This is a genomic window from Blautia sp. MSJ-36, assembly GCF_018917985.1.
Classification (GTDB): Bacteria; Bacillota; Clostridia; order Lachnospirales; family Lachnospiraceae; genus Blautia_A.
This window is the reverse complement of the sequence record NZ_JAHLPQ010000001.1, coordinates 249,056-274,020: the sequence shown is the minus strand read 5'-3', so window position 1 is coordinate 274,020 and position 24,965 is coordinate 249,056. Positions and strand designations below refer to the sequence as shown.

The 24,965-nt window shown below is 41.8% G+C and carries 23 protein-coding genes; 1 reads left to right on the top strand and 22 read right to left on the bottom strand.

Annotation, left to right across the window (positions count from 1 at the left end):
- Positions 1 to 26: 26 nt before the first annotated feature.
- The 12 genes from trpS to rsxC form a co-directional block, all read right to left on the bottom strand.
- On the bottom strand, positions 27 to 1,091 hold the full coding sequence (gene trpS / locus KQI39_RS01255) for a tryptophan--tRNA ligase (protein WP_148447911.1): 1,065 nt from the start codon (positions 1,089 to 1,091) through the stop codon (positions 27 to 29).
- A gap of 66 nt (positions 1,092 to 1,157) precedes the next feature.
- The gene (locus tag KQI39_RS01250; protein ID WP_148447913.1) at positions 1,158 to 2,369 is read right to left on the bottom strand and encodes a glycosyltransferase family 4 protein; all 1,212 of its coding nucleotides are present in this window, start codon (positions 2,367 to 2,369) and stop codon (positions 1,158 to 1,160) included.
- A 48-nt stretch (positions 2,370 to 2,417) separates the two neighbouring features.
- Positions 2,418 to 3,860: a flippase gene (locus KQI39_RS01245; protein ID WP_216415877.1), complete on the bottom strand. Its 1,443-nt coding sequence runs from the start codon at positions 3,858 to 3,860 to the stop codon at positions 2,418 to 2,420.
- Between the two features lie 43 nt (positions 3,861 to 3,903).
- On the bottom strand, positions 3,904 to 5,043 hold the full coding sequence (locus KQI39_RS01240) for a glycosyltransferase WbsX family protein (RefSeq protein WP_148447917.1): 1,140 nt from the start codon (positions 5,041 to 5,043) through the stop codon (positions 3,904 to 3,906).
- Positions 5,044 to 5,078: 35 nt separating this feature from the next.
- Entirely contained in the window at positions 5,079 to 6,329 is a 1,251-nt protein-coding gene (locus tag KQI39_RS17610) for a glycosyltransferase (protein WP_216415875.1), read from the bottom strand.
- A gap of 17 nt (positions 6,330 to 6,346) precedes the next feature.
- A complete protein-coding gene (locus KQI39_RS01230; RefSeq protein ID WP_148447922.1) occupies positions 6,347 to 7,411 on the bottom strand; it encodes an NAD-dependent epimerase/dehydratase family protein in 1,065 nt (354 codons plus the stop codon).
- 342 nt (positions 7,412 to 7,753) lie between these two features.
- Complete coding sequence (locus tag KQI39_RS01225; protein WP_148447923.1) at positions 7,754 to 8,545, bottom strand: RnfABCDGE type electron transport complex subunit B; 792 nt, start codon at positions 8,543 to 8,545, stop codon at positions 7,754 to 7,756.
- Positions 8,546 to 8,558: 13 nt separating this feature from the next.
- A complete protein-coding gene (locus KQI39_RS01220) occupies positions 8,559 to 9,134 on the bottom strand; it encodes an electron transport complex protein RnfA (RefSeq protein ID WP_216415873.1) in 576 nt (191 codons plus the stop codon).
- A gap of 16 nt (positions 9,135 to 9,150) precedes the next feature.
- Positions 9,151 to 9,855 (bottom strand): electron transport complex subunit RsxE, encoded by a 705-nt coding sequence (gene rsxE, locus KQI39_RS01215; RefSeq protein ID WP_148447924.1) that lies wholly within the window; start codon positions 9,853 to 9,855, stop codon positions 9,151 to 9,153.
- Between the two features lie 14 nt (positions 9,856 to 9,869).
- Positions 9,870 to 10,448 carry an RnfABCDGE type electron transport complex subunit G gene (locus tag KQI39_RS01210; RefSeq protein WP_148447925.1) on the bottom strand — a complete coding sequence of 193 codons (579 nt, stop codon included), beginning with the start codon at positions 10,446 to 10,448 and terminating at the stop codon, positions 9,870 to 9,872.
- Positions 10,448 to 11,425, bottom strand: a complete 978-nt coding sequence (locus KQI39_RS01205) for an RnfABCDGE type electron transport complex subunit D (RefSeq protein WP_148447927.1) — start codon at positions 11,423 to 11,425, stop codon at positions 10,448 to 10,450. The genes KQI39_RS01210 and KQI39_RS01205 overlap by 1 nt, the downstream gene beginning before the upstream one ends.
- Before the next feature lie 14 nt (positions 11,426 to 11,439).
- Positions 11,440 to 12,765: an electron transport complex subunit RsxC gene (gene rsxC, locus KQI39_RS01200; protein WP_216415871.1), complete on the bottom strand. Its 1,326-nt coding sequence runs from the start codon at positions 12,763 to 12,765 to the stop codon at positions 11,440 to 11,442.
- Positions 12,766 to 13,185: 420 nt separating this feature from the next.
- Between rsxC and KQI39_RS01195 the strand changes: the two genes are divergently transcribed.
- Positions 13,186 to 14,205, top strand: a complete 1,020-nt coding sequence (locus KQI39_RS01195; protein WP_216415870.1) for a ribonuclease H-like domain-containing protein — start codon at positions 13,186 to 13,188, stop codon at positions 14,203 to 14,205.
- 169 nt (positions 14,206 to 14,374) lie between these two features.
- On the opposite strand, the gene rpsA is transcribed toward KQI39_RS01195, so the two are convergent.
- From rpsA to KQI39_RS01145, 10 genes are all read right to left on the bottom strand, one after another.
- The gene (rpsA, locus tag KQI39_RS01190; protein ID WP_021976537.1) at positions 14,375 to 15,451 is read right to left on the bottom strand and encodes a 30S ribosomal protein S1; all 1,077 of its coding nucleotides are present in this window, start codon (positions 15,449 to 15,451) and stop codon (positions 14,375 to 14,377) included.
- Positions 15,432 to 16,298: a 4-hydroxy-3-methylbut-2-enyl diphosphate reductase gene (ispH, locus tag KQI39_RS01185; protein WP_216415868.1), complete on the bottom strand. Its 867-nt coding sequence runs from the start codon at positions 16,296 to 16,298 to the stop codon at positions 15,432 to 15,434. The genes rpsA and ispH overlap by 20 nt, the downstream gene beginning before the upstream one ends.
- Positions 16,295 to 16,960 (bottom strand): (d)CMP kinase, encoded by a 666-nt coding sequence (cmk, locus tag KQI39_RS01180; protein WP_173761699.1) that lies wholly within the window; start codon positions 16,958 to 16,960, stop codon positions 16,295 to 16,297. The genes ispH and cmk overlap by 4 nt, the downstream gene beginning before the upstream one ends.
- A 27-nt stretch (positions 16,961 to 16,987) precedes the next feature.
- Positions 16,988 to 18,217 (bottom strand): NAD(P)/FAD-dependent oxidoreductase, encoded by a 1,230-nt coding sequence (locus KQI39_RS01175; protein WP_216415866.1) that lies wholly within the window; start codon positions 18,215 to 18,217, stop codon positions 16,988 to 16,990.
- A gap of 102 nt (positions 18,218 to 18,319) precedes the next feature.
- On the bottom strand, positions 18,320 to 19,732 hold the full coding sequence (locus KQI39_RS01170) for an oxaloacetate decarboxylase subunit alpha (protein WP_015524872.1): 1,413 nt from the start codon (positions 19,730 to 19,732) through the stop codon (positions 18,320 to 18,322).
- Between the two features lie 36 nt (positions 19,733 to 19,768).
- A complete protein-coding gene (locus KQI39_RS01165) occupies positions 19,769 to 20,917 on the bottom strand; it encodes a sodium ion-translocating decarboxylase subunit beta (protein WP_118168967.1) in 1,149 nt (382 codons plus the stop codon).
- A gap of 15 nt (positions 20,918 to 20,932) precedes the next feature.
- Positions 20,933 to 21,310 (bottom strand): biotin/lipoyl-containing protein, encoded by a 378-nt coding sequence (locus KQI39_RS01160; RefSeq protein ID WP_216415864.1) that lies wholly within the window; start codon positions 21,308 to 21,310, stop codon positions 20,933 to 20,935.
- A 23-nt stretch (positions 21,311 to 21,333) separates the two neighbouring features.
- Positions 21,334 to 22,098, bottom strand: a complete 765-nt coding sequence (locus KQI39_RS01155; protein WP_216415861.1) for an OadG family transporter subunit — start codon at positions 22,096 to 22,098, stop codon at positions 21,334 to 21,336.
- A 13-nt stretch (positions 22,099 to 22,111) separates the two neighbouring features.
- Entirely contained in the window at positions 22,112 to 23,548 is a 1,437-nt protein-coding gene (locus KQI39_RS01150) for an acyl-CoA carboxylase subunit beta (RefSeq protein WP_216415859.1), read from the bottom strand.
- Positions 23,549 to 23,689: 141 nt separating this feature from the next.
- On the bottom strand, positions 23,690 to 24,910 hold the full coding sequence (locus tag KQI39_RS01145) for a D-alanyl-D-alanine carboxypeptidase family protein (RefSeq protein WP_253293011.1): 1,221 nt from the start codon (positions 24,908 to 24,910) through the stop codon (positions 23,690 to 23,692).
- Positions 24,911 to 24,965: the final 55 nt, after the last annotated feature.

Here is a 24,965-nt window from a genome sequence, read left to right as displayed (position 1 = left end):
CCGGGTTGATTCGAAATATCTTACTGTTACTGATTCAGGAAATCCTGATCTTCAAAATAATTGATACGCATGGAAGAACGAACATCATGAAGGGTTGCTGCCGCTTTTTCTCTGGCAACTTCTGTACCAGCTTTCAGAATATCAAACACATCAGCGGTGCGCTGTTCCCACATCTTTCTTCTCTCACGGATCGGTCCAAGCTCTGCCTGCATAACATTATTCAGGAATTTCTTAACTTTTACATCGCCAAGGCCGCCTCTCTGATAGTGTGCCTTAAGCTCATCAAGATTCTGATATTCCGGAAGAAATTCCGCAAAATGTTCCGGACGGCTAAATGCATCCAGATAGATAAATACCGGATTTCCTTCCACACGTCCCGGATCCTGTACTCGAAGATGGTTCGGATCGGTAAACATGGACATAATCTTTTTCTTAACTACATCGGCTTCATCAGACAGATAAATACAGTTTCCGAGAGACTTGCTCATTTTTGCTTTTCCATCGATACCTGGAAGACGTAAGCATGCCTTATTTGAAGAAAGAACGATCTCCGGCTCAGTCAGTGTCTCACCATAAACTGTATTAAATTTATGAACAATTTCCTTACACTGCTCAAGCATCGGAAGCTGATCTTCACCTACCGGTACATGCGTTGCACGGAAAGCTGTGATATCTGCAGCCTGGCTGATTGGATAGCAGAAAAATCCTACCGGAATACTTGCTTCAAAATTACGCTGTTTAATCTCAGATTTAACTGTAGGATTACGCTGCACACGTGCTACAGTAACCAGATTCATATAATAAAAAGTCAGCTCTGTCAGCTCCGGAACCATGGACTGAATGAAAATATTGGATTTCTCAGGATCAAGACCACATGCCAGGTAATCCAGGGCTACCTGAAGAATATTCTGGCGAACTTTCTCCGGATGCTCTGCATTATCCGTAAGCGCCTGTGCGTCTGCGATCATAATATAAATCTCGTCATATAAGCCGGAATTCTGCAGTTTCACACGCTCTGCCAGTGATCCAACATAATGACCTACATGAAGGCGTCCCGTCGGACGGTCGCCGGTTAAAATAATCTTGCTCATGAATTTTGTTCTCCTTGAAGTATACTGAATATTTATACCTTATTATAGACCCTTGCAATAATCTGGTCAAATAGTTTCGATCGGAAAGTTACTTTTTTCATCAACCAGTTCTTGCATAATCTTGTAAATCTCTTCTGAACATTTTCCTATGGTGTAGTCATTAATCGCAGTAATGTGCCCATTCTGAGCTATTTTCCTCATTTTATCGGCATCATGAATTACAGTTTCTATCGTTTTCTCTAAAGACTCCAAATTACCTGCTTCATATAAAATCCCATTTACTCCATCACAAATCAATTCACTGGTACCGGCTACATCAGCACCTATTACCAGCATTCCAGCCAGCATAGCTTCAACGGTAACTCTTCCAAATGCTTCACTGCAAGAAGCTACAAGGGCAATATCCATTTGGCGCCTTAAAGAATTCATATCTGTTACATAACCCAAAAAATGAATATTTTCTTCCAATTTATATCTTTGCACATATTTCAGTATTTCCTTATAATATTCTCCTCTCTTTTCTCCTGCAATATACAAATGAACATTGCGATTTCCCTTTTTTATTATTTTTTGAATTACCTGTATTGCTTCTTTTTGGCCTTTACCAGGTTTTATTGTTCCGGCTATCAAAATATTACATTTTGTATTCGGCTGCAGAATCTGATGCTGGTTTATAATGAATTCTGGAGAAATATCATCATATATTACCTGCATTTTTTCTGGATTTACATATTTTGAATATTTGTCAAACAGGCTCTTGGAAATCATTATAATTTTATCTGAATATGTATTCATTCCCCTGTAGAGTCTATTTACTCCACCTATAATCCCAAGTTTGTGGTCTTCGTAACCAAATTCCCGAATATGCCAGATCATTGGAATTCCATATTTTTTCTTTATCAGCATGCCAATCGGAAGCACCATTGTATTGGTATATATCAAATTTATGTGAAATTCATTTATTACGCTGTCTATTCGATACAAAAAATCATATGTATATGCAAAACTTTTAAGTGTTTTTAGAATCATATATAAATTTTTAGGCGTATAATCTTCCATATGATAATCCCATCTTCCATAGCAAAATGGAACTATATAAACATTTTTAGATTTCAGATATTCAATTGCAGACCCTTCTTTTACAGGAAAAGCTGCCAATATTTCTATATTTTTCTTTTCCAATAAATTATCTATGACATCTATAAGCGAGCGATTTCCTCCATTATTTTTATTTCCATCATGAAAACAAAATAAAACTGTTATTTTAGAATTTTTCATTTTATTATTTCTCCTGTTAATTGGAAATAATGTACACCTACATCATATTTATTCTAAACCTATGCGTGACTTTAAAATTCCCACAAACATTCCCGCTGTTTTCACCTTCATCATAACTGTTGTTATTGTGTAAAATAAAACTCCCAGTATGCCTGACAAGATAATAACTATAATCTCATTTTTTAATACAGTTTCTACCAATATTACGATAATTGCCATTCCTGTAGAAGCCAACAAAATCTTCAGAATATCCATCTTATCAAATTTTGTATGCACTAATTTCTGTGCAGCCGTAAACTGATATAGACATACAACAAATTCACTTATTACAGATGCAATTGCCGCACCGTTTTGTCGAAAGGCCGGTATCAGTATTAGATTCATAATTATATTTGATATTGCACCTAAAACAGTCGTATAAAAAAGTATTTTCTCTTTTCCAAAGGCAACCAGAATCTGAACCCCATAGAGATTACCAATAGATTTAATAACTACTAAAATTGTCAAAATCTGAACCGTTAAAACTGCTGGCAAAAAATCAGCTCCAAACAAAAAAATAATTATATATTTTGATAGCAAAGCCAGCCCAACACATGCAGGTATTGATAAATAAAGAAGCCCTGCCTGTGCATTTTCAATAGTTTTTTTTAACTCTTCCATTTTATTCTGTTCTCTATATAAGCTGAAACGCGGAAGTAAAATTGTACTTACTGAAGCGGCCAGTCCAACAACAATTGACGATATTTTTGTTGCATAATTATAATAACCCACATATTCTTCTGATGTCATTATTCCTAATGTTGTGGTATCTAGCTTCGTATATAATTCTACAGCAAATCCTGTTGACAACAAAATAAACAATGGTTTTATATGTTTCGCAAGCTCTATATGTTTCACATCATCCAAAGTCAAATACTTTCTCAGATGAATAACATTAATAATATTATTTCCGGCCAAAGCAATGCTGCTAAAGAGCGCATACGCAATGGTGTCATCTTGTTTCTTTACAAATACAAAAATACCTAATAATGTTAGAATTTTTACTATTAAACTTCTAACAGTAATATATTTATATTCTTCCATTCCCTGGTAAAACCAGTCAACATTAGCAGCAGTCAGAAGTAATTGTATTCCAACTACATAATAAAGCATTTTACTATTCTGAAAATACGGTAAAGTAGATACCATTCCATAATAAAAAGCAGAGCAAATAAGTGTAGAAAATAATGTTATTATTAACAATTCCACAACCGTCTTCGAATATTCCTCTTTATTCTTCTGCTTTTTCCCGATTTCTCGTATTCCATAGTTACCTACACCAAGTGACGCAGCTGTAATAAAATAAGATGCAATATTTTGGGCATACGCAACTTTTCCGACTCCCATTGGTAACAAAATTCTGGAGACATAGGCTGAAGAAATAAGCGGAAAAATTATCATGAAAAGTTTGTAAATGATATTGTATAAAGAATTTTTAAATAATGATTTCATCAATATCTTGTCCTTTTACATTTTTTAATCTGATCTAAATAGATCAATCCGGAAATTCTCCGTTTTCTATAAGTGCACTTCTGACAGCTTCCAGATATCCATACTGATTTTCTTCATCTGGTTCGAGATATCCTCCCTCTCCCCATTCATTCCACGCAAACAAAAACATAAAATCTTTTTTGTAAGTTTCCCGGGTCCTTTTCACTAATTTTGAAAAATATTTTTTAAATTTCTGTGGTGTCGCTCCTATGTAAACCTGACCTCTTTCATGATATCTTGGACTATTATCCCAGTTCACAAAAGCGCAGGGGACAGATTTTTCATTTTCCGGCTTTCGTGTTAATATATTATTCCATGTAGCATCGTAATCCGGCCGCGTTAAACCAGCTATCTTATTAAAAGTGCTCTGCCCATATCTGCGTAGATCCCATCCAAATTTTCTTTCACAAAAACGCATAAATTTACGTCGAATTTCTTTTAAGCCCTCCAACTTTTTATTAGCCATTTTCTTTCTCGATGTCTGGGGCTCATATTCGATTTCAAAATCTATTTCGCTATGATCTAATGATTTATCCAAATTGAATTCTGCACTCTGACTTGCAAAATACAGACCTGGAAAACCTTCCTCTTCTGCAAGTTTCCTCCAATATTTAAGCATTTCCGTAAGACATGGGATCGACTCTGGACGATAGATGACAATCAACGGTTTTCCATCTTCTTTTATATATCTTTCATCTCTGAGAAAAGGCAATAAATAATCCCAATGTTCTTTCCATTCTTTTCTGTCACCGTAAAACTGAGGCATAATAACCGTCTTTTTTCCAGTCCACTCCATTGACCACGCCTCATTTGCCCAGCAAAAACAAAATGGAAGATCTATTTCTTTGTCAGCTAAAATCTGCTCACATGGCTTTTCCAGGAGCATTTTGCCATTAAACCAGTAATGATAATAACAAAATCCATAAATACCATATTTTTGGGCCAAATCTTTCTGCCAGATTTTTGTTTCTCTTTTTAATAGATCATAATAATTATTATTCAAAGGAATTTTGGGCTGAACATGACCTTCAAAAAGTGGTTTTGCATTTTTTACATTGACCCATTCCGTAAACCCTTTTCCCCAATATTTATCATTCAACGGGATTCTATGATATTGAGGTACAAAAAACGCAATTGTTTTCATTGGAGCAAATATCCTTTCTTTTCAGCAATCAAAATTTACTTATTATTTTTTACAGCCTCCGAAAAAACTTTCATCAAAGCCTCGTAATGTGTTTCCGGCGAAAATCTGCTCTCCAGTCTTCTTCTGCTGGCTGCTCCCATTTTTTCAACTACCGTATCATCATCCAATAATTTTATTTTTTTAATAAGATCTTCTGCATCAGCAGGCTTAAACAAATAGCCATTTTCCCCGTCAACAACCAGTTCCGGGAGACTTCCTATGTTGCTTGCGATAACCGGCTTTGAATATTGAAATGACTCCAACGCTGTGTTGGGCAGATTATCATACCAAATTGATGGAATTAATGTAAATCTTGCACCTTTGATAATATCTTCTAATTCTTCTCCGCTCTTAAATCCAAGAAATTCAATATTTTTAATTTTATGTTCTTTTATATATCTTTTGAGACGTATTGCTTCCTCTGTTGTATCATCTCCCATAATTTTAACTGTATATTTCTGGAGCTTTTCATAGGCCTGGACAACGGTTTCAACACCTTTTTCTTCTGTAATACGGCCAAAATACAAACCATAAGAACCTATTTGAGGTTCTCCCACTTTGGTTTTGCTCGCTGTAAAAGTAGGAATACAGTGGATCTTTTCTTCTTCAAAACCATTTGCTGATAATTTCTGTTTCAAAAATTCTGACGGTGTTATAAAAGCATAAACTCCATCATATACATGAATCAGCTTGTGGAACTTCATAGAAAAAACTCTTACAACAGATGCAAACAGTGAACCTTTCACACATCTTTTCTTTATACAGCTTCTATATCCTTTAGTCAGACACTCCTCGCATACTCTTTTTTCATACATAAAATCAAATCGAGGACACAAAAGGAAATAATCGGATAGTCTCAAAACTACCGGAATTCCTTTCTTCCTGGCCCCCCTGATTACACTGGGAGAAAGTTTATTAACAAAGTGAATGATATACACCAGATCTGGTTTTACATCATCAATTTCTCTTTTTATCGCTTTTTCAACTTCCTTCGAATAGATGCTCCGTGTAAGCATCTGCCAGATAGATTTCGGTGTTTTTTTTACTTCCTCGAAATAAGTTGCATCCCTGCCGCCAATCGGTTCAACAAAATATTTTGAATATTCTGTTGCAACATTTTTATTTGAATGTATAGAAAAAGGAATAACTTCATGTCCCTGATTTTCAAGCATTGTTTTTATGTTAAACATATATTTCTCAGGACCACCTGAAATAAAATATCGATAATTAACTAATAATATTCTCACTCCGTATTCCGCCTTTCTTACTTATAAAAATCCGCATACCATTCTGCAAATTCCCGCAATCCTTTACGTAGGTCTGTACCCGGTTTATATTCAAAATCCTTTTCCAACGCACTGGTATCTGCATAAGTTATAGGCACATCTCCCGGCTGCATCGGCACCAGTTCTTTATGTGCTTCGAAATCATAATCTTTGGGAAGAATTTGGGCTCTAATTAATTCCTCGCTTAATATCTGCACAAAATCCAGCAGATTTTCCGGTGTACCCTTTCCAATATTATAAACTCTGTACGGCGGTACAGGTAGTCCATCTTTTCCTGTTTTTCTGTCCGGTGCTTTTTTCATAACACGGATTACACCTTCAACAATATCATCAATATAAGTAAAATCCCGTTTGCAGTTTCCATAATTGAAAATACGGATTTTTTCATTATTTTTCAATTTATTCGTAAATCCAAAATATGCCATATCCGGACGACCAGCAGGACCATAAACAGTAAAGAATCTAAGTCCTGTAGATGGAATATTATAGAGTTTAGCATATGCATGTGCCATTAACTCATCACTTTTCTTTGTAGCGGCATAAAGGCTTACCGGATTGTCAACCTTATCCTCTGTACTATATGGAACTTTTTTATTCGATCCATATACGCTGGATGAACTGGCATATACAAAATGTGCAACACCTTCTCTGCCTGCATCGTAAGAATGACGGCAGGCCTCAAGAATATTATAAAAACCTATCAGATTTGATTCTATATATGCATCTGGATTAGTTATCGAATAACGTACCCCTGCCTGTGCCGCAAGGTTAACTACAACGGATGGTCTATATTTTTCAAAAATTTCCTCTATCAATTTCTTATCTGCAATATTACCTTTAACAAAAGTAAATGTTTTATACTCAGATAACTCTTTCAGACGAAATTCCTTCAATCTCACGTCGTAATAATCATTCATATTATCGATTCCAATTATACTAGCCAATGGGACTTCTCTGTAAATCCTTTTTATGAGATTCGAACCAATAAATCCAGCTGCTCCTGTTACCAAAATATTTTTATTATCTAAATTTACTTTTCCCATACTTTCTCCCAACGAAAACAATTCTACTCTATCCACATTCAATAAAAATTAATAATTGTCATAAAAATACACTGTGACTCTATACTATTCACATAAACAGCTACAGTCCCAGTGTAAAATATTAGCTTAGATAGTATCATTTATATTTCTTACCATACATCTTCTTTTACCTTCAACAATTTGACTATTATCTAAATAATGATATCATTGTATCCATTACATGTCAAGAATGTTGTCATATTAACAATTTCTATAACAAATTCCATTTTTGAATTTCCTGCAAAAAAGAAGGTTGCCATATCTGGAAAATATATTCCGGACAGACAACCTTCTCTGAATTTTTTACAGTATTACATGTCTCGGGCAGACTTCCTTACATTTACCGCATCCTGTACATTTGTCATAATCAATGTGTGCACAGAAATCAGTAACTGTGATTGCCTCTGACGGACAGTTCTTCTCACATTTTTTACAGCCGATACAGCCAAGCTCGCAGGCAGTTGTAACTGCTTTACCTTTAGCATGGGAGCCACAGGCTACACGAATCTGTTTGTCATATGGTACAAGTTCGATCAGGTGACGCGGACATTTGGCAACACATTTGCCACAGGCCTTACATGCTTCCTGGTCTACTACCGCAATACCGTTCACTACATGAATGGCATCAAACGGACAGGCCTTTACACAGCTTCCAAATCCCATACATCCATATGTACAGTTTTTTGCGCCGCTGCCTGGGATGAAGGCCATCATCTCGCAGTCTTCCACACCTGTGTACTCATATTTCACAGTTGTCTTATCACAGGTTCCCGCACATTTTACAAAAGCAACCTGACGTGCGGTTTCTTTTACTTCCTGTCCCATGATCGCACCGATCTTGGCTGCAACCGGAGCGCCGCCAACCGGACACTGATCTACAGGAGCTTCGCCTTTTGCGATTGCGGCAGCAAGTCCGGAACATCCCGGATAGCCACAGCCGCCACAGTTATTTCCAGGAAGAACACCAAGAATGGCTTCTTCTTTTTCATCTACCTTTACGGTTAATTTCTTATCTGCAAGTCCAAGGAAGATACCAATGAATAAACCAGTACCGCCGACAATGACTGCAGCCATAATAATTCCTGTTATACTCATGCTCTTCTTCCTCCTATACGATTCCGGAGAATCCAAAGAATGCAATTGCCATCAGTGCTGCTGTAAGCAGAACGATCGGCATGCCCTGGAAAGATTCCGGAATATCGTTGTATTCCATTTTTTCACGGATTCCCGCAAGTAATACAATTGCGATCAGGTAACCTACACCTGTAGCAAATCCGTTTACAACACTTTCAAGAATGCTGTATTCATATTTTACGTTATTCAGTGCCACACCAAGAACTGCACAGTTTGTTGTGATCAGTGGAAGGTATACACCGAGTGCCTTGTAAAGAGATGGTACGAATTTCTTGAGGAACATCTCTACGATCTGTACCAACGCCGCAATAACAAGGATAAATACGATTGTTTTCAGATACTCAAAATGAGTCGGTACCAGAATGAATTTATAAAGCAGTCCTGCAACAAAGGATGCAATGGTAATAACAAACACAACTGCACCACCCATGCCGGCTGCGGTCTCTGTTTTCTTGGAAACTCCAAGGAAAGAACAGATTCCCAGGAACTGACTCAATACAACGTTACTGCAAAGTGCAGAACCAATTGCAATCAATATCAAGCTTGCCATCTTCTATTCCCCCTTTTTATTCTTTGTCAGAAGGACATCCGCCGCAGGTCGCACAATTGGAGCCGCAACCAGACTGGATCTTGGAAACATCTTTGCCCTTCTTTGCCATGTTGATCTTTACTTTGTTCTGGATCGCTGCAAGTCCGGCAAGAACCAGAAATGCTCCAGGTGCAAGGATAAAGATAGTGATCGGGGTATAGCCTGCAGCGCCGGTAGCTGCGTCAGCAACCGGAATGATCTGTGCTCCGAAAGCTTTTCCGGAACCCAGGATCTCTCTTACAAGACCGATAGCAACCAGGCCCACTGTAAAGCCAAGGCCCATTCCAAGTCCGTCAAAGATAGACGGAAGGACAGGATTCTTGGAAGCATAACTCTCTGCACGTCCCAGAATGATACAGTTAACAACGATCAGTGGAATATAAATTCCAAGTGAATCATAAAGAGAAGGAGTAAAGCCCTCCATCAGAAACTGTACAATGGTTACAAAAGATGCTACAACTACGATAAAGGCCGGCATTCTGACGGAATCCGGGATAATCTTACGCAGCATGGAGATCAGCATATTTGACATAACCAGAACTACGGTTGTGGAAAGTCCCATACCAATACCATTGATAGCAGAAGTCGTTACCGCAAGAGTAGGACACATACCAAGCATCAGAACAAAAATCGGATTTTCGGTAATAATACCGTTTTTTAATCTTTCACCACAATTATTCATATTCAACTACCCTCCTAAAATGCGTTTTTGCAATAGCCGATAGCTGTATTGACTGCACCGGTAAAAGCTCTGGATGTAATGGTCGCACCGCTGATGGCATCAATAGGCTCACCCTCGCCGCCGTCCTTGGATACATAGAATTTATCGGTATTCTTTCCAACATACTGTTCCTGGAACTTCGCTTCTGTAGCACGCATTCCAAGTCCGGCAGTCTCACTGATGGAAAGAATGGAAACGCCGCTGACGGTACCATCCTTTGTTACGCCAACTGTGATCTGGATATCACCGCCGTAACCCTCTTTATCGGTTACAGTTACCACATAGCCTTCATCTGCTGCTTCACAGACTTCATCTACGGTTGCCTTGATCCCAAGATCTGCTGCTGTTTTATCTGCTGCTTCCTTATCTACATCTACAGCTTTAAAGTCTTCCAGGCTTACATCACTGAATACAGTCTGCCATGCTTCTTTTTTTGCCTGTTCTTCGGTTCTTGCGATGGGTTCTTTGGTAACTTCGTAAACCAGTCCAAGGCCAAGTCCGGCAACAACTGTAATGATCGTAAGGATCAATGTATTTTTGATAATCTTACCCATTATTTCTTGCCTCCTTTTCCAAAAGCAACCGGTTTTGTTACTTTTTCAATAAGCGGAACCAGAAGATTACAGAAAATGATCGCATAGGAAACGCCCTCTGCGGAACCGCCAAAGAGACGGAATACTGCTGTTACGATACCGAGGCAGCAGCCATATACCAGCTGACCTTTCGGAGTGATCGGAGTTGTCACATAATCTGTTGCCATAAACCAGGCTCCAAGCATCAGACCGCCTCCAAAGATATGGCTGAAAAGATAGTTTACATCAAAACCTTTGCCTGTTCCCAGCATATAGAAAATGACAAATACTGCAAAACTTCCGATATATGTAAGAGGTACCTTCAGATCAATGATCTTGAATGCAAGAAGGATCACTGCACCGATGAGGATCGCCAGAGCAGAAGTCTCACCGATAGTACCCTGGATATTACCAAGGAACAGATTCTTTACAGGAATAGAAGTTCCCTCAATGAATCCCTGGTTTTTAAGTGCTGCCAGAGGTGTTGCCTGTGTAACTGCATCTACAACAGCATGAGAGCTTTTGGAAACTGCAAAGTTAGTCATTTTTCCGGCAAAAGAGATCATAAGGAAGCATCTTCCTGCAAGAGCCGGGTTCATAAAGTTCTGTCCAAGTCCACCGAACAGCTGTTTTACAACAATGATCGCAAAAGCACTGCCAAGAATCGGCATCCAGATCGGGATCTGGGGCGGCATGTTCAGCGCAAGCAGAAGTCCTGTTACAACTGCACTGAAATCAGTAGTTGTATTTTTTTTATGCATCAGTCGGTCATACAGCCATTCAAAAAACACACTGGATGCAACCGTTGCCAGCACTACAAGGAGTGCATGCACTCCAAAGTTCCAGATACCAAAAAGTGTTGTCGGCAGAAGTGCGATCACTACCAGCTGCATGATACGGCTGGTGGTCATTTTATCCCTGATATGGGGATTAGATGATACATTATACATTTGTTCCATTGTTATTCCTCCCCCTATTTCTTTTTCTTGCGCTCGGCAAGAACCATTTTTCTCATAGATTTAATACTCTGAGTCAGAGGTCGTTTGGCAGGACAGATGTAACTGCAGCAGCCACACTCGCAGCATTCCATACCATCCATCTTTTCGAAGCCTGCCATATCACCGTGTTCTGCAAGAGTTGCAAGACGGGCAGGAACCACATGTCCCGGACAGACGCTTACGCAACGTCCGCAATTGATACATGCAGTCTGGATCTGCTTCGCCTCGGAGACTGCGTCACGCTCCAGGAAAAGCAGGGAAGAAGTTGTCTTCGTACATGGAATATGAAGATCATACAGAGCAAATCCCATCATCGGTCCGCCGGAGATTGCTTTTGCGATCTTTTCTTTCAGGCCGCCTGCAGCGTCTACCAGTTCTGACAGATCTGTTCCTGTAAGAACGGAAAAGTTCTTCGGTGTGCGGATACCGTCTCCGGTCACTGTGACATTACGGCTGATAACCGGCTGTCCCAGGATTACTGCTTTATAAACAGAAGTAACGGTCTCTACGTTATCAACCACGCATCCTACGTCTGCCGGAAGCATGGTAGAATTGATCTCTCTGCCTGTTACCGCATAGATCAATGTACGCTCACCACCCTGCGGGTATTTGGTCTTGAGTTCTTTTACTTCCATGCGTTCTTTGCCTTTGATGGCTTCTTTCATCTTGGCAATACAATCCGGTTTGTTGTCCTCAATACAGATGCATCCCACTGCTTTCGGGAAAGCTTTCAGGATTACTTCTAGTCCGCCGACAACGCTTTCCGGTTCTTCCATCATTCTGCGGTAATCACTTGTGATGTAAGGCTCACATTCGGCGCCGTTTACCAGGATATGGTCGATCTTGTCCGGTTCCTTTGGTGAAAGTTTTACGTGTGTCGGGAAACCTGCGCCACCCTGTCCTACAACTCCGCCTTCCTGGATTCTTTTCAGGATGTCTTCCTTGGAAAGGTCAGACAGTTTGGCAGGCGTATATTCCGCAGATTCATACAGACCGTCATTTTCAATGATGATCGCATCCCCCATGGCGCCTACTGCAGTCAGACGCTTCTCGATTCCCTTTACAGTTCCTGATACAGATGAATGTATCGGTGCGGAAACAAATCCTCCTGCTTCTGCGATTTTCTGTCCTGCAAGCACATGATCACCTTTTTTTACGATGGGCTTGGCCGGAGCTCCGATGTGCTGAGAAACAAGAATTGCCAGATCTCCTTTCGGCAGATACTTCTCAACAGGACAGTTTTTTGACAAATCTTTGCCGTCATAAGGATGGATGCCACCCCTGAAGGTTAAAAATGCCATAGATCTCATCTCCTCCTTTATTCTTTGCAAGTACATGTACATTGCGTTTCCGTACTGTGCATATACTCATTTTCAAAGTTGATTTCCGTGTTTCTGATTTTTCTCTTCTTTCATATGAAGCAAACAGCCTTCATTCCTATCCAGACATGTATGAAAGATTGATTCTCTCTGCCATGCTGTGATATACTTCAATAAGAAATATTCTCAATTCCTTTAAGAAAATGGTAGATGAAAAATCAATTTATGAAATGACAGAAGTCAATTTCTCTCACTGTCAATTCCCACATAAATCCAGTAGCATTTCCTGTTTTTTTCATCAACTCTACTAATATACTATAACTCATTTCACCTTAAATTGCACTATGGAAAAACAATTTTTTTGTGTATAATCAGATACAATCCATAAAGGAGGAAATTAACATGATTGTTAAAAAAATGCCGATTTTACAAGGTTTTCCAGACTTTGAGACTGTTAAAAAATTGACTAGAAATCGCGTTTTTTCAGAACATTTTGCACCACTTTTCTATGATATCGAAACGACAGGACTATCACGAAATTCCACTTTTCTGTATCTGATCGGCGCTGTGGCCTATGAAGAAAATAACTGGCAAATGTATCAATGGATGATCAAAAATGAAGACGAAGAATCCGAACTTCTGAAAACATTTTCGGAATTTCTGCAGAAGTTTTCCTGCACGATCCAGTATAATGGAGACAGCTTTGACCAGCCCTATCTGGAAGCAAGATATCAGCTCCATGGACTGCCCTCCCCTTTTAAAGAGTTTCCTTCACTGGACCTTTACCGGGAACTGAAGCCACTCAAAGGGCTTCTGAAACTTTCCCGGATGAACCAGCCTTCTATGGAAGCTTTCCTGGGTATCACAGATCGGGTTTACTGTGATGGAGGTGCCTGTATACGTCTTTATAAGCAATTTGCATCCGGAAAGAAACCGGAAGCATCAGAAATCGTTATGGGCCACAACCAGGAAGATCTTCTGGGTCTTGGAAAAATTTTCTCCATGCTGTCCTACCTGGCTCTTTTTGAAGAAGATTACGAAGCTCTGGATTGTGAAATTCAAGACGATCAATTAACCTTTACTATTGACATGAATTATGATTTACCTGTAGAATTCTCAAATCATAGTGAAGAATTCTACATAACCGGACAGAAAAACCGCGTTCGTCTTCTTGTAAAGTCTCAAAATGGACGATTAAAGCAATATTACTCCAATTATAAAGATTATGATTATATTCCTTCTGAAGACACCGCGATACCCAAAACCTTAAGTGCCTGCATGGATAAAAAGCTTCGCAGACCCGCCAGAAAGGAAACCTGTTACACCTGGTTTCCTGTAACAGAAGATTTCCTGAAGAACCCTTTAAAACAGAAAACCTATCTGAAACACTGTCTACCATATTATCTTTCCAGCCTGAAATAATATCATCCCTGCCATATATACATATATAGTAAAAGCGAGTCCCTCTCAAAGGACTCGCTGAAAATTTCTTCAAAATAATAATAAATCCATCCTAAAAGAGGCCGTCACATAAATGTGACGACCTCTAAAATATCAAAACATAATATCTTCTATACAGATTCCCAGAAAATTACTCCTCTGTCTGCTCTGCAGAATGATCCTCAAGTGCTTTCATGCTGAGGCTGATCTTTCTGTCCTCGCCGTTGAAATCAACAACTTTAGCCTCGATCTCCTGGCCGATGGAAAGTACATCAGATGGTTTTGCAACGTGCTCTCTGGAGATCTGAGATACATGAAGAAGTGCATCTACTCCAGGTGCAAGCTCAACAAATGCACCGAAATCTGTCATACGTGCAACTTTACCTTTTACTACATTTCCTACTGCGAAGTCCTCAGCAGCTGTAAGCCATGGGTTCTCCTCCGGGAATTTAAGGGAAAGTGCGATCTTATCTCCGTTGATATCTTTGATAAGAACTGTAACTTTATCGCCTACATTGAAGACTTTCTTCGGGTTCTCTACTCTGCCCCAGGACATCTCAGAGATGTGAAGAAGTCCGTCTGCTCCGCCGAGGTCGATGAATGCACCGAAATCTGTAACATTCTTAACAACACCCTCAACTTTGTCACCAACGTTGATCTTAGCAAGAAGCTCTTTCTGTTTCTCAGCTTTCTCAGCAAGAAGAAGCTGTTTACGGTTACCGATGATACGGCGTCTTCTTGGGTTGAACTCTGTGATAACGAACTCGATCTCCTGATCTGCGTATTTGGAAAGGTCTTTCTCATATGTGTCGGATACGAGGCTTGCAGGAATGAATACTCTTGCTTCCTCAACGTTAACACAAAGACCACCGTCAAGTACCTGTGTTACAGGAGCTTTCAGAACCTCCTGGTTCTCAAATGCCTCCTCAAGACGTTTGTTGCCTTTCTCTGCAGCAAGACGTTTGTAGGTCAGTGTGACCTGTCCCTCTCCGTCGTTTACTTTGAGAACTTTTGCTTCCATGGTATCGCCAGGTTTAACAACGTCTGTAAGCACAACGCTTGAATCGTTTGTGTACTCGTTCTTTGTGATGATACCGTCTGCTTTATAGCCGATATTCAGGATGATCTCATCATCTTTAACATCGATGACGGTACCCTGTACGATCTCTCCATTTCTGATTGTTTTTACGGAATCTTCCAGCATCTGTTCAAAACTTAACTCTGACATGTTCTTGAACCTCCTCAATAATTTTCTTTGGGGTGGAAGCCCCTGCTGTAATACCTACACAACTACTGCATTGGAACATTTCAGAATCCAAGTCTACAGGTGTTTGTATATAGTAAGTATTTCCACATTCCTTTTTACATATTTCAAACAGCTTTTGAGTATTGGAACTATGTCGGCCACCTACGACCAGCATAGTGTCTACCTCTCCGGCTATCGCTTTAGCTTCTTTCTGCCGTTCTTCGGTAGCATTACAAATAGTGTTTAAAATATTTAAAATATTTAAAACATTATTATCATAACTCTTTTTGCGGAGAATTTCAACTAATTCTTGAAATTTGTTGTAATTAAATGTCGTCTGTGACACTACACACACTTCTTTTTCCGGAGAAACGGTGAATCTTTCAGCATCTTCGGCGTTTCTTATTACGGTGTACGGTCCCTGGCACCATCCGCAGATTCCCTGGACTTCCGGATGATCCGGATCACCAATGATCACAATATGGGCACCTCTGGCACTTTCTCTCTCAACGATCTTGTGGATCTTCAGCACAAAAGGACAGGTAACATCCACATACCCAAGGCCATATTTTTTGATCTTATCATAGACTTTACGACCGACTCCGTGGGAACGGATCACAACGGTGCCGCCTTTTAAAGTGGCAAGATCTTCCTCACTGATTACAGCCACACCTTTTTTTTCCAGATCTGAGACGACTTCCTCATTATGGATGATCGGGCCCAGTGTGTAGATCGGTGCAGCATCGGAACCGATCAGGTCATAAACACGGTCTACTGCTCTCTGTACGCCAAAACAGAATCCGGCAGTTTCTGCAACTTTTACCTTCATCCATTCACCTTTTTCCTGTATACAGAAAGGATACTCTCAACCACTTCCTCAATCCCCATCTCTGAAGAATCAACAAGAACTGCATCCTCTGCCTGTTTAAGCGGGGAAACGGCGCGGTTCATATCTCTCTCATCTCTGTCAATGATATCTTTCAGGATCTCATCCATATCGCAGGCTTCACCCTTCTCTGTAAGTTCCAGATATCTTCTGTTTGCGCGGGTTTTGGCACTTGCAGTCAAAAAGATTTTTACTTCTGCATTGGGAAGAATAGTGGTTCCGATATCTCTTCCGTCCATAACTACATTGTTCTCGGCCGCAAGGTTGCGCTGCAGTTTCAGAAGATGCGCGCGCACTTCCGGATTGGCAGAACTTACCGATGCCATATTTCCAACCTCTTCCTTACGGAGAAACGCAGTTACATTCTTCCCGTTGAGGATCACCTGCTGTTCGCCGCTTTCATAGCGGATGGAAATATCCGCATCGTGACAGGCTTCGGAGATTTTTTCATCACCGCTGATTCCCTTTTCCAGAAGATAAAGTGCCATGGCACGGTACATGGCTCCTGTATCTACATAGATAAAGGACAGCTCCTTTGCCACTTTTTTTGCAATTGTGCTTTTTCCTGCACCTGCCGGTCCGTCAATTGCAATATTAATACCCATAATCAAATGCTCCCTTCCTCTTTTCTGTTATTCGATCGCCTGAGCTGCCGCATATGCTGTAGACCATGCGATCTGAAGATTATAGCCACCGGTCACTGCATCCAGATCCAGTACTTCACCTGTAAAATACAGATTTTTTACTTTTTTGGATTCCATTGTGGATGGCTGTATCTCTTTTACTGACACACCGCCTCTTGTGATGATCGCTTCCTTGAACTCTCCCATTCCCGTGATCGTAAATGGAAAAGCTTTGATCAGACGGCCAAAGGCCTGACGTTCTTCCCTGGAGATCTCATGCACTGGTTTCTCTCCCGGAATACCACCGATCTCAATCATGATCGGAGTCAGAGAAGACGGAAAAAGAACACCGATCACGTTTTTGAACTGTTTGTTATGATTTGCATCAAATTCACGCAGGATCCGGGCATCCAGCTGTTCTACGTCAAGTGCCGGCTTCAGATCCAGGAAAGCCTGCAAAGGTTCTTTTTCCAGCTTTTTGCCAATCTGGGCACTGGCGGAAAGGATCAGCGGTCCTGTGACCCCGAAATGAGTAAACATCATCTCCCCAAAGTCTTTATAGAGAACTTTTTTGCCGGATTTTACTGTCAGTTCCACATTGCGGAGGGAGAGTCCCTGGAGTTTGGAAACATAATCTTCTTTCGCTACCAGCGGAACCAGTGATGGTGACTGGGGAACCACTTTATGTCCTGTCTCAGAAGCAAAACGATATCCGTCTCCCGTGGAACCCGTGGACGGATAAGATAAACCTCCTGTGGCAACTACCACCGCATCAGCCTCAAAAAAAGTTCCGTCATTAAGTAATACCCCGGTAACTTTTTCATCCTGCGTACATACTTCCTTTACTTCTGTATGAAGATGGACCTGTGCTCCGGCTTTTTTAAGCTCCCGCTCAAGAGCCCTGATAATATCTGATGAATGATCGGATACCGGAAAAACACGGTTTCCGCGCTCTGTTTTCAGCGGCACACCTGCCTTTTCAAAAAACTCCATCACATCTCTGCTTCCATAGGTGTAGAAAGCGCTGTAAAGAAATTTGCGGTTTGACATCACTGCCGGAAAAAGTTCTTCTGTATCCGAATCATTGGTGACATTGCACCGTCCCTTTCCTGTGATGAAAAGCTTCTTTCCAAGTTTCTCATTTTTTTCCAGTATGTGGACCTGGTGTCCTCTGCGCGCAGCATATACGCCGCAGAGCATTCCGGCGGCACCCCCGCCTATGATCGCAACTTTGGACATTACCTGTTATCCTGCCTTTTTATCTTTTTTATGCACAAAGGAGCCTGCATACAGCAAGCTCCTTTTGTTGTATTGAAATGCATCTGCATTCCTGTGTGTGCTTTATACCGGGTATGCGCCGTTCTTAGTATCTGCTACAGTCTCATCGACTTTAGTCTTCTGAGCCTGACGATATTTAAAGAAGTCCATGGCTACCTGTGGGAACAGTGCGTATGTCAGAACATCCTCATCCTGCTCCTTGTACTGTGCCATCTCGCTCTCAAGTTTATCAAGCTCATCTTCCAGAAGATCAGCCGGACGGCATGTGATCGGTTCAATATCTCCGATACATTTTTTCTGTACTTCCGGATTAAACGGTCTGGCTGTTGCGCCATATTTACCGCTTAATACGTCTTTTGTCTCTTTTGTCACAACTTTGTAACGCTCGCCCATGATCACGTTAAATACAGCCTGTGTACCAACGATCTGAGAGGACGGTGTAACAAGTGGTGGCTCACCGAGGTCTTTACGAACACGCGGAACTTCCTCAAGTACTTCGTAGAATTTATCCTCAGCATGCTGCTCTTTCAGCTGTGATGTCAGGTTGGAAAGCATTCCACCTGGTACCTGATACAGAAGAGTCTTGATATTTACGCCAAGGTTCTTCGGATTGAGAAGACCTGTATCAAGAGCTTCATCACGCATCGGGCGGAAGTAGTCAGCGATCTCAGCGAGAAGCTGCTGATCAAATCCTGTATCATATGGTGTTCCCTTGAAGGTCTCAACCATAACCTCTGTTGCCGGCTGGGATGTTCCAAGAGCAAATGGAGACATAGCTGTGTCGATGATGTCAACGCCAGCCTCTACTGCTTTCATGTATGTCATGGAAGCAACACCGGATGTATAGTGAGAATGAAGATCAATCGGGATCTTAACAGTCTCTTTCAGGGCCTGAACAAGCTCAGTAGCCTTGTATGGAACAAGAAGACCTGCCATATCTTTGATACAGATAGAATCTGCACCCATATCCTCGATACGTTTTGCAAGGTCTGTCCAGTAATCAAGTGTGTAAGCATCTCCAAGTGTGTAAGCCATTGCAACCTGTGCATGTGCTTTTTCCTTGTTTGCTGCTTTTACAGCTGTCTGAAGGTTACGAAGGTCATTCATACAGTCAAAGATACGGATGATATCGATACCGTTAGCTGCGGATTTCTGTACAAAATACTCTACTACATCATCTGCATATGGACGATATCCAAGGATGTTCTGTCCACGGAACAGCATCTGAAGCTTTGTGTTTTTGAAGCCGTCACGAAGCTTACGAAGTCTTTCCCACGGATCCTCTTTCAGGAAACGTAAGGAAGCATCGAAAGTAGCACCGCCCCAGCACTCAACTGCATAGTAGCCGACTTTGTCAAGCTTCTCAATGATCGGAAGCATCTGCTCTGTGCTCATACGTGTAGCGATCAGGGACTGATGAGCGTCACGCAGGATCGTTTCCACAACTTTCACAGGTTTTTTCTCTATTTCTGCCATAATTATTCTCCTTACAAAATTTTATAATACAATGGGTTAGACGCCAAAGATCGCCATAAATGTACCGGCAGCAACTGCTGTACCGATAACACCTGCAACGTTCGGTCCCATCGCATGCATCAGCAGGAAGTTTGTAGGATCTGCCTCAGCACCAACCTTCTGGGATACACGGGCTGCCATAGGAACGGCAGAAACACCGGCTGATCCAATCAGAGGATTGATCTTTCCGTGAGTAACCTTGCAGAGAAGCTTACCAAGCATAACACCACCAAAAGTACCGCAGGCAAAAGCAACAAGACCAAGAACTACGATCTTCAGTGTATCTACGTTCAGGAACGCCTCAGCACTTGTGGAAGCACCTACAGATGTTCCAAGAAGGATTACTACGATGTACATAAGAGCGTTGGAAGCTGTTTCAGAAAGCTGTTTAACAACTCCGGACTCACGGAACAGGTTTCCGAGCATCAGCATACCAACAAGGGGAGCTGTTGTCGGAAGGATCAGGCAAACAACGATTGTGATAACGATCGGGAAAAGGATCTTCTCAAGTTTTGTAACAGGGCGGAGCTGCGCCATTTTGATCTTACGCTCTTCCTCTGTTGTAAACGCCTTCATGATCGGAGGCTGGATGATCGGTACCAGGGACATATATGAATATGCTGCTACTGCGATCGGTCCCATAAGAGAAGACTGTCCAAGCTTACCTGCAAGGAAAATGGAAGTCGGGCCGTCAGCACCACCGATGATGGAGATCGCTGCTGCTGCTTTTCCGTTGAATCCAAGGAAAATTGCAAGGAAGTATGCAAGGTAAATACCAAGCTGTGCAGCTGCTCCCATCAGGAAGCTGATCGGGTTTGCGATCAGCGGACCGAAGTCTGTCATCGCACCGACACCCAGGAAGATCAGTGAAGGAAGAATACTCCACTCATCCATTAAGTAAAAATAATGAAGAAGTCCGCCAACGCCATTGGATGAATCCTCAATGCTCAGCATAATGTCCGGATAAATATTTACCAGAAGCATACCAAAAGCGATCGGAACCAACAGCAGCGGCTCAAAACCATGTTTAATGGCAAGATATAAGAACACACATGCCACTGCGATCATCAGGTAGTTTCCCCAGGTAAGGTTGAAAAATGCTGTCTGATGGATCAGGTTTGACAGGGTATTTGTTACATAAGACATTTGTCTACCTCCTGTTTAGTTCATTGTTGCAAGAGTATCTCCATTTTCAACGGCAGCACCCTCTGCAACATCGATGCTGGCGATTGTTCCGTCCTGAGGAGCAACAACCGGGATCTCCATCTTCATGGACTCAACGATAACTACGCTGTCACCAGCTTTTACGCTCTGTCCAACAGATGCAACGATTTTTACAACTTTTCCAGGAACGGCTGCGGAAACTTTAACAGAACCTGCGCCTGCTGCCGGTGCTGCGGCCTTCGGAGCTGCTGCTGGAGCTGCCTTCGGTGCCGGTGCTGCGGCCTTCGGAGCTGCTGCTGGAGCTGCTGCGTTTCCGTTCTCTTCTACAGTAACTTCATATGCTGTTCCGTTAACAGTAATTGTATAACTCTTCATTTTAAAATCCTCCTAAATAATGATTATCTTTTTCTGCGGTTGACTTTACGGATGGAACGTACTACGAATCCGTCTGTGCTTGTTTTGCCTTCAGAAGCAGCAATTGCTGCTGCGATAACGGCAACAAGCTCACCATCGTCTGTCACATCCTCAACTACAGGCTCGGCAACTGGTGCTACTGCAACCGGTGCCGGTGCTGCGGCTGCTGGAGCCGGTGCGCTCTCTTTTTTCTTTCCTTCCACAAGGCCAGGAATATATTTGAAAAGAGAGATCACGAAGATCAGGAATACCAGGATCACAAATACGGTTCCAAGACCCATCAGTGTGTTCATGGCTGCCTTCTCCATATTCTGTGCCAGTGTATAATTTACATCAACAGAAAGAGAAGTCGGTGTTCCTGATTTATCAAATACATAAGTGAAATTCGCTTTGTTTTTCTCGAAGGATACCGGAACAACAACGGTATACTGATCATCGGAATACTCTACTGTGATATCTTTCTCATCGATATCACCTTTCTTCTCACCAAGCTCTTCTCTGGAGCCGTCCCATGCGCTTGCAGCACTCTGTGTGAAAGCATCCTCTGATTCCAGATAACCCTGGAGATCTTCATCAGACATCGCGATGATCGCATCTGTCAGGCCTTTGGTTGTTGTAACGAGCTGACTCTTTACAGTATCATCAACCTCATCAGCAGCCCATGCAGTAGCTGTGCATCCGATCAGAAGTGCGGCTACGCAAAGGAATGCCAGGCAGACAGAAGAGATCTTTTTATAAAACTGTCTCATACGCTCACCTCACTTAGACTGTTCCATGCTTTTTGGATGGACGGTCTTCCCTTTTTGTGAACAGCATCTCAAAAGCACCGATTACATATTTTCTTGTATCCTCTGCTTTGATCACAGTATCCACATATCCTCTTGCTGCTGCGGATGCGATACCGTTCTGGAGCTCTTTATACTCGGCTGCCTTCTCATTCAGTGTAGAAGCGTCAGCTCCCTCATACATGATCTTTGCTGCAAGGGAAGCATCCATCATACCGATCTCTGCACTGTCCCATGCGTAAACCATATCTGCTCCAACGGACTTGCTGTTCATGGCAACGTATGCGGTTCCATATGCTTTACCAACTACAACATTTACCTTCGGTACCGTTGCGGATGCAAAAGCATGTACCATCTCACCTACGGATTTTGCCATCATCTTCTCGTTACAGAGAGTGGCTTTAAATCCTGTTACATTGGTAAGAGTAAGTACCGGGATTTCAAAAGCATCACAGAATTTTACGAAATCTGCTGCTTTTCTTGCGCCTCTGGCTGAAAGAGTTCCATCGGAAACCTCAGTCTTATTGCCATCAGCATCATAGGATTCGCTTCTGTTTGCAACAGCACCAACAGTAGCTCCGTTCAGGCGAAGGAAACCGGTTACGATATCCTGTCCGTAAGCTGCTTTTGTCTCAAAGAATTCACCATTATCAGCGATTCTTGAAAGTGCGATGGCTGTGTCACCTGTGCAGCCTGCGATATCATCACATACTCTGTTCAGGTCGTCTGTGCACTCTTTGAAGCTGTCATTGTCTTCATTATTCTCAGGAAGCATGCTGATCAGAGTACGGATCTGTCCAAGGATCTCCTCTTCTGTTCCGATACCGTCAACAAGTCCTGTCTCCTCGCTCTGAAACTTTGCGGAAGCTGAATCGCATTTTTCCACTCTGTTTCCTTCCAGTGCATTCGGAGTGTTTACAAACAGTCTGCCCTTTTTCTCCTCTACAAATGTAAAGTCTGTAAGAGCCGGTACAACTGCCATTCCACCGCCACATGTTCCGAAAACAGCAGTGATCTGCGGAACAACGCCGGATGCCAGTGTCTGTTTCAGATAGATCTCACCAAATGCCTCAAGTGCATCAGTAGCCTCCTGAAGACGAAGTCCCGCACAGTCTACAAGACCGATAACAGGTGCTCCTACTTTCAGAGCGAGATCATAAATTTTGGCGATCTTTTTGGCATGCATCTCACCAACTGTTCCGTTCAGTACAGATGCATCCTGGCTGTATACATACACCAGACTGCCGTCAATCACACCATATCCGGTGATCACACCATCTGAAGGTGCTTTTTTTTCAGTCATGTTGAAATCTGTAGCTCTGGCTGTGACAGCCTGTCCGATCTCAACAAAACTGTTGGCGTCAAGCAGGGAATTGATCCTTGCAGCCGCTACGCTTTGTGTCGCATTACTCATTATACTATGCCCTCCATTTTTTTATTAATATAACCAAAAATTCAGCCGAGTATAATTGTACCTTTTTTTAAGCGAAAATTCAATACTTTTCGTCATGAATGTTAAAAAATTAACCCCTGACAGATGCCAGGGGTTGACGGATTAGTGAAAATAATCCTGAAAAACCTTATTTACATACCATTTATAGGTGATCCTGCCGATTTTCTCATTCGCTGTCACAGAACAGGAAGTTATTTCTTTTCCATTCAACATTGCTCGAAGTGTACCAATCTTCTGGTTTTCCCGCACTGGTGCCGCTATTTTATCTGGGAGATCTGTTTTCCAGATAATTGTTTCCGTTTTTTTCAGAAGATATCTTTTCGCCTGCTCCCTCTCTGGCAGAGTCGCATGTACTTTTAATCTCCTATGTATTTCCGAATATCCTGACCCTTTCTTTTTTTCCGGGTATGGACTGTTTTCCTCCGGCACAGCATCTGTCACTGTAATTTCCGGCAGATCCGGAAGATCCGGAAGCAACACATAACTGTAATTTTCCCTGCCATAAGACAGCAGTTTTTTTGTATCAGACCATTTGTAATTTTTATTTCCGGGCCAGCCACATCCCAACAGTGCCACAATAAACAGTTTTTCATCCTGCCGTACAGCACAGACATAACAGTATCCGGCATTTCCGGTAAAGCCGGTTTTTCCGGAAATTACGCCGGTCTCCATATCCAGAAATGCATTGGTATTATGCACCGAATAATGTTCCTTTCCGGAAATGTCTGAAAATGTATAATCTCTAGTCTGCGTGATATGAACAAATGTCTCATTTTTTATGGCATACGCCATAATCAGTGCCAGATCCCTGGCAGTCGTGTGATGAATCCCCCCTTCATCTTCTGCATCCAGACCATTCGGTGTCACAAAATGTGTATCTTTGCATCCCAGTACCTTTGCTTTTTCGTTCATCAGAACTGCAAACTTTTCCACAGAACCACCAATATGCTCTGCAATTGCCACCGCCGTATCGTTATGGCTTTTCAACATCAGGGAATACAGAAGGTCTTCCAGATAAAACTGCTGACCTTCCCGCATCCCCAGGTGCGTCTGTGGCTGTGATGCCGCATTCCTGGAGACCTGTACATAATCATCTCCGGAGGCCATCTCAAGAGCCAGAATACAGGTCATGACTTTTGTAGTGCTGGCATTTGGCCGTCCTTTATAAGCCTCTTTTCCATACAGCACCCGTCCGGTTTCTCCATCCATAAGAACTGCCGAAAGCGCATAAAGCTGCTCTTCTTTCGCCCAGACAGGAAATATCTGCAGAATAATAAGGACCGCTGTCATCAGCACGACAGCGGCCATACGCCTGTTTTTCATACTATCACCCCGCATACATTTCTATAATTGTTTGCAGCAACCACTATATTTTTAA